The organism is Paucihalobacter ruber, assembly GCF_006494535.1.
Taxonomy (GTDB): Bacteria; Bacteroidota; Bacteroidia; order Flavobacteriales; family Flavobacteriaceae; genus Paucihalobacter; species Paucihalobacter ruber.
Genome location: NZ_VHIQ01000015.1, coordinates 1 through 4129 on the forward strand (window position 1 = coordinate 1; position 4129 = coordinate 4129).

Annotated in this window: 5 protein-coding genes; all 5 read right to left on the reverse strand. The window is 34.7% G+C overall.

Translation table 11 applies throughout. The features are described 5' to 3' along the window. Positions 1-385 (reverse strand): hypothetical protein (locus FJ651_RS15580; protein WP_140991717.1); only part of this gene is annotated, 385 nt, incomplete at its 3' end. Positions 386-788: 403 nt separating this feature from the next. Further along, on the reverse strand, positions 789-1133 hold the full coding sequence (locus FJ651_RS15585) for a hypothetical protein (RefSeq protein ID WP_140991718.1): 345 nt from the start codon (positions 1131-1133) through the stop codon (positions 789-791). A gap of 2 nt (positions 1134-1135) precedes the next feature. Next, positions 1136-2995 (reverse strand): RHS repeat domain-containing protein, encoded by a 1860-nt coding sequence (locus FJ651_RS15590; protein ID WP_140991719.1) that lies wholly within the window; start codon positions 2993-2995, stop codon positions 1136-1138. A 158-nt stretch (positions 2996-3153) separates the two neighbouring features. Beyond that, the gene (locus FJ651_RS15595) at positions 3154-3645 is read right to left on the reverse strand and encodes a hypothetical protein (RefSeq protein WP_140991720.1); all 492 of its coding nucleotides are present in this window, start codon (positions 3643-3645) and stop codon (positions 3154-3156) included. A gap of 7 nt (positions 3646-3652) precedes the next feature. Then, positions 3653-3979 (reverse strand): hypothetical protein, encoded by a 327-nt coding sequence (locus tag FJ651_RS15600; protein ID WP_140991721.1) that lies wholly within the window; start codon positions 3977-3979, stop codon positions 3653-3655. Positions 3980-4129: the final 150 nt, after the last annotated feature.

Genomic DNA, 4129 nt, shown 5'->3' on the forward strand with positions numbered 1-4129 from the left:
CGTAGTTGCGGTCGCTTAATAGGGTGGCTCCGGTGCCGGAACCTGTGATAGTAACATTGAGTGTTTCTAGTGGTGTACCAAAGGAGTTAAAGGTTACTGACCCCGCGCCTGCTGCGCCCCATTGTACTGTGGCAGTGTAAACAGATGTGCCAGAACCTTTACCTGGACCAGTGCTGTAAATGACGGTTCCGCCAATCACGGACCAACTAGCAAAATGTAAGGCGCCGTTGTCAAATGTATATACTTGCGTGCTATTGGCACTAACCTGAGTCGGGCCTTGTAGAATTTGAAGGTTTTGGGCTTCGGTGATGCTTATTGTTAATAGTAACAGCATAAATATGCTTTGACGTAACCAATGTATCGAGGTGGTGGGTAATTTTGGCATATAACTGTAATTGAATTAAACGATGGTATCTATCTATTAAATACCTCGCTTAAAATTACAGAAGCGCAATGACTTATATCAAAGGGTTTTCCTCTATTTTTGTGAGGGTTTGCCTTGGTTTGGAGATTAAAAATGGGGATGGTTGAAGTTGAAAAACTAGCGGCTACACTTTACTTTTATAATTTACTTTTGTAACTTATAAAAGTAAAGTGAAATTAGGACCCTGATTTTAAATATTAAGATATTCTACTATTTGTATCATGCCTTGGCAACTTTTTCACCATAGGCTATTATAAATTAAGATGCCAAAAAAGTCAAGAGACTTAGAAAAGCAGAGATTATTAATATGCATAGAATTTGTCACAGCAACTCTTTTAAAGCTATTTATGCTATAGCACCTTTATTAGATTACTTTTAAATTATTATATAAGTCATCAAAACTTCTATCGGTATCAAAAATTTCTTTTATAGTTCCAATTCTTGAAAAAGTAGATTCCAAATATTGATTTTCAACAACCTCTTTAATTATTCTTTCAATTGTATTCATATCTAAGCTACTTACTACAACCATAGAATCTGCGAAAAAATAATCAACAGAATCCTTCTCCATTAAATAACTTATATTCTTTAAAGTAAACAATGTAGCAAAGTAAACATCATTATTTTCTAATACAATATTTATATCTAAGTTGTCATTTTGAGTATTATCAATATTATATCCAGCTGGAAATAAAATTTTATATTTCATAATTAATAATATGTTTTTTTAATTAAATCGATAACTTTTTGTTGATTGAACTTATTTGAATAACCCAAAATTTCGATAACTTCATCTCCATTTCGGAAATAAACTCTCCCGCCATTTCTTACTCTAGCTTCAAAAATATTTCCGAATAATTGTTTTGTTCCAATTCCAGGATTCATGTTACCTTGAACTAATTGTTCTAAAAGCCCATTAACACTTTTTCCAAGCTCTTTATTGCTTTTAAATGTTTCTCTAGCATATTTTAAAATTTTAGAATCGTTTTTTACAATCGATATGACCTGCTTTGTCTTGCCTCGTTGACCAGGTTCTAAAAGAGCAAACAAAATTATTCCACCAAAATATGCTAATTCTTCCTTTTCTTTTACCTCTTTTATTTCTGGCAATGTTTTTATATCTCTACCAAAAGGAACAGATTTAATTGACGAAAATAATCCCTCTAAAGTACCTTTTAAAAGTCCAGTCATCCAACTTCCTTCAACTTCTTCATTAGTCTTTTCTTTCTCCTCTTTCTTTTTTGGATCAGTTTCACTATTATCATTAATAACAGTAGATGAATATTCAATTGCAGATACATCACCCAAATTCTCACCATTATTCATATACTTTGCTCGATGTAAATCGTGATCAAAGGTTTCTGAATCTGCACCACTAGGGTCAGCCCAAAATACAGGATTATTATCAAATGCCGTGTAGGTACTCATAGAATGGTGCGTAACAGGGTCGATTCCTATGAATCTAGCAATAGCCGGGTCATATTGCCTAAACTCCATTTCATAGAGGTTCAACCCAAGTGATTCTTCCAACTCAATACCATTGTATTTAAACTTTTTGGCCAAACTGTTTGTATTACCGGAAATATTTTCATTATAACCTTTATGCTTTAGCCCAAAAGGATAATAATTATTCTCCTCAATGATTTCAAGAATCGGTGTACTTGTGGTGCTGATGTCTTTATAGTTTAACCTAATGTTGCCCAAGTGGTCTTTGTATTGATACACATAGTCAAAGTTGCTGCCATCAGGTTCTACATAGCCTTCGGGGTGACTAAAGAATTTCAAAGAACTGCCTTCGTATACATAATTACCTGCATAATAGGTATTAGTATCAGGCTGGCCACTTGTAATCACTTGCTTGCTCTGTTTGATACCGGTGGCATCGTAAATGTATTTAATTTTGTTAACACTGCCAAATCTTACTTCGGTTGGTAAGTTCAAATGATTATATAATATTCCATTACTATTACTAGGCCCTACAATGCCCTTGTTCAAGTCTTTTACCATATTGCCATTGGCATCGTAGGTGTATTCAATGGTTTGATTGGTGCCGTCTTTAAATCCGTAAGTGGTATTGCCGGTGTCGGTTACTTTTATCAGCTTATTACTGTTGGCTTGGTAGGTATATGTAAGATTGTCCATGGTTCCAAAGTCGCTACTGATATTCTTATCAGGGTCTAGCACTATATGCCCGTTTCGTCTTAGATTGGTAATATTGCCGTTTTTGTCATATTGTACATTGTCTAACCTATACCTGGCCCATTGACTCGGACCTGTGAAATCTGCTTTAGTGATTCGGTTTAGTGCATCATAATGATAGGTGTATCGGTATAGTACGTTATCATTTTGTGTTTTCCAATCTATCTCAGCAATGTTGCCATTAAATAAACCTTGTCCTTGGGCTTGGATTGGATTGGTGTATTTAATCTGCATGGCAAACAAATCATTTCCTAAATTGCCCGGGTTGTTAATCTGTTTGAGCCAGCCTCTGATGTTATAGCTGTAGTCTACCATTTGTAGTCGGCTCTGACTGTTCTTACCGCCCACGCCCTTGCTCTCTAATTGTCCCAACTCATCGTATTGGTTTGATACGATTACCTCAGGGTTGGTAGCGCCGTTAATGCTTTGCTTGTGGGTCAGCAGCCTGTTCTGAGTAACATGGGCACGGAATGCAATTCCGCGCTAACGATTGTAGAACATATCCGAGCGGTCGGGGGGTTGAGCTTCTTTTAACGGTGGGGTGTATTACCTCGGCATCTATTTAATATTTTTTTGTTATAGGTTTTAGGTAATAATTCAGATTTTAGAGGTGACTCATACTCATAGCCAAAGCCTTTTTTCGTATAAAAGCCTTTTTTATACAAATCAAAATTGTAGATTCTTAGAACTAAATAATCTTGGCAAAGAAGTTTAGAGTCAAGTTTAATGTGGTATATTAATTGTTCGTTATCAGGACAACTTCTCAAATAATTTATCGATAAGGTAATCTCCTGGGAAATCTGGCAAAATTCGTTTTTAGTTTTTTCAGCTAATTTGAGTCTACCTGTTTTATAATCTAATTTTATATCTTCACCAGACGCATTTCGTAAGTAAACCTCTCTGATATCTGGTATAATATTATCGTCAATAATAATTAGGCATTCAAGGTCTGATATATATTGTGAAAAAGTTTTAAAACAATACATGTTTATCAAAATAAAAATCAGTATTTTAAATTTCATAATATAGTCATTTAATTTTTCTGTATTTAATTCTAGTAATCTTTTCAATAGATTTTAATGGAATTGAAAGTTTAGGCAGTGATTTTGTCGTAATATTTTTACCGAAAAAGGCTGCCCCCAAAGTAGGCTTTTTATTTAATATAACATTGCCTCTTGAATCAAATGAACCTTGTTGAAAGCCTAATCTACCAACAATAATATTATTTCCAAAATTGGTAAACGCACTAGGATCATCCGGACCTGGGACTTCAGCACTAGAAGATGCTATATTTCCATTTTCTTTTATTTCGGAATTTAACGGATGTGAATGAATCAAAGTTGAGTTGTCGCCCATCTGATTATTGTCTAAATTCATCTCCCCTGCTGCCGCACGATTGCATCGTGTGGTTCCAACAATACATAAATGGTTCTATTCTTTCAACCAAAATACTGAAAAACAATAACATTATCTAGTAATCCTTTTTTGTCTGCATAATCTGCCGCA

What these genes read in the sequence shown, in the direction of transcription:
- FJ651_RS15585 (WP_140991718.1), bottom strand. Translation starts at nt 1,133, where the DNA reads ATGAAATATAAAATTTTATTTCCAGCTGGATATAATATTGATAATACT.
- FJ651_RS15595 (WP_140991720.1), bottom strand. Translation starts at nt 3,645, where the DNA reads ATGAAATTTAAAATACTGATTTTTATTTTGATAAACATGTATTGTTTT.
- FJ651_RS15600 (WP_140991721.1), bottom strand. Translation starts at nt 3,979, where the DNA reads ATGGGCGACAACTCAACTTTGATTCATTCACATCCGTTAAATTCCGAA.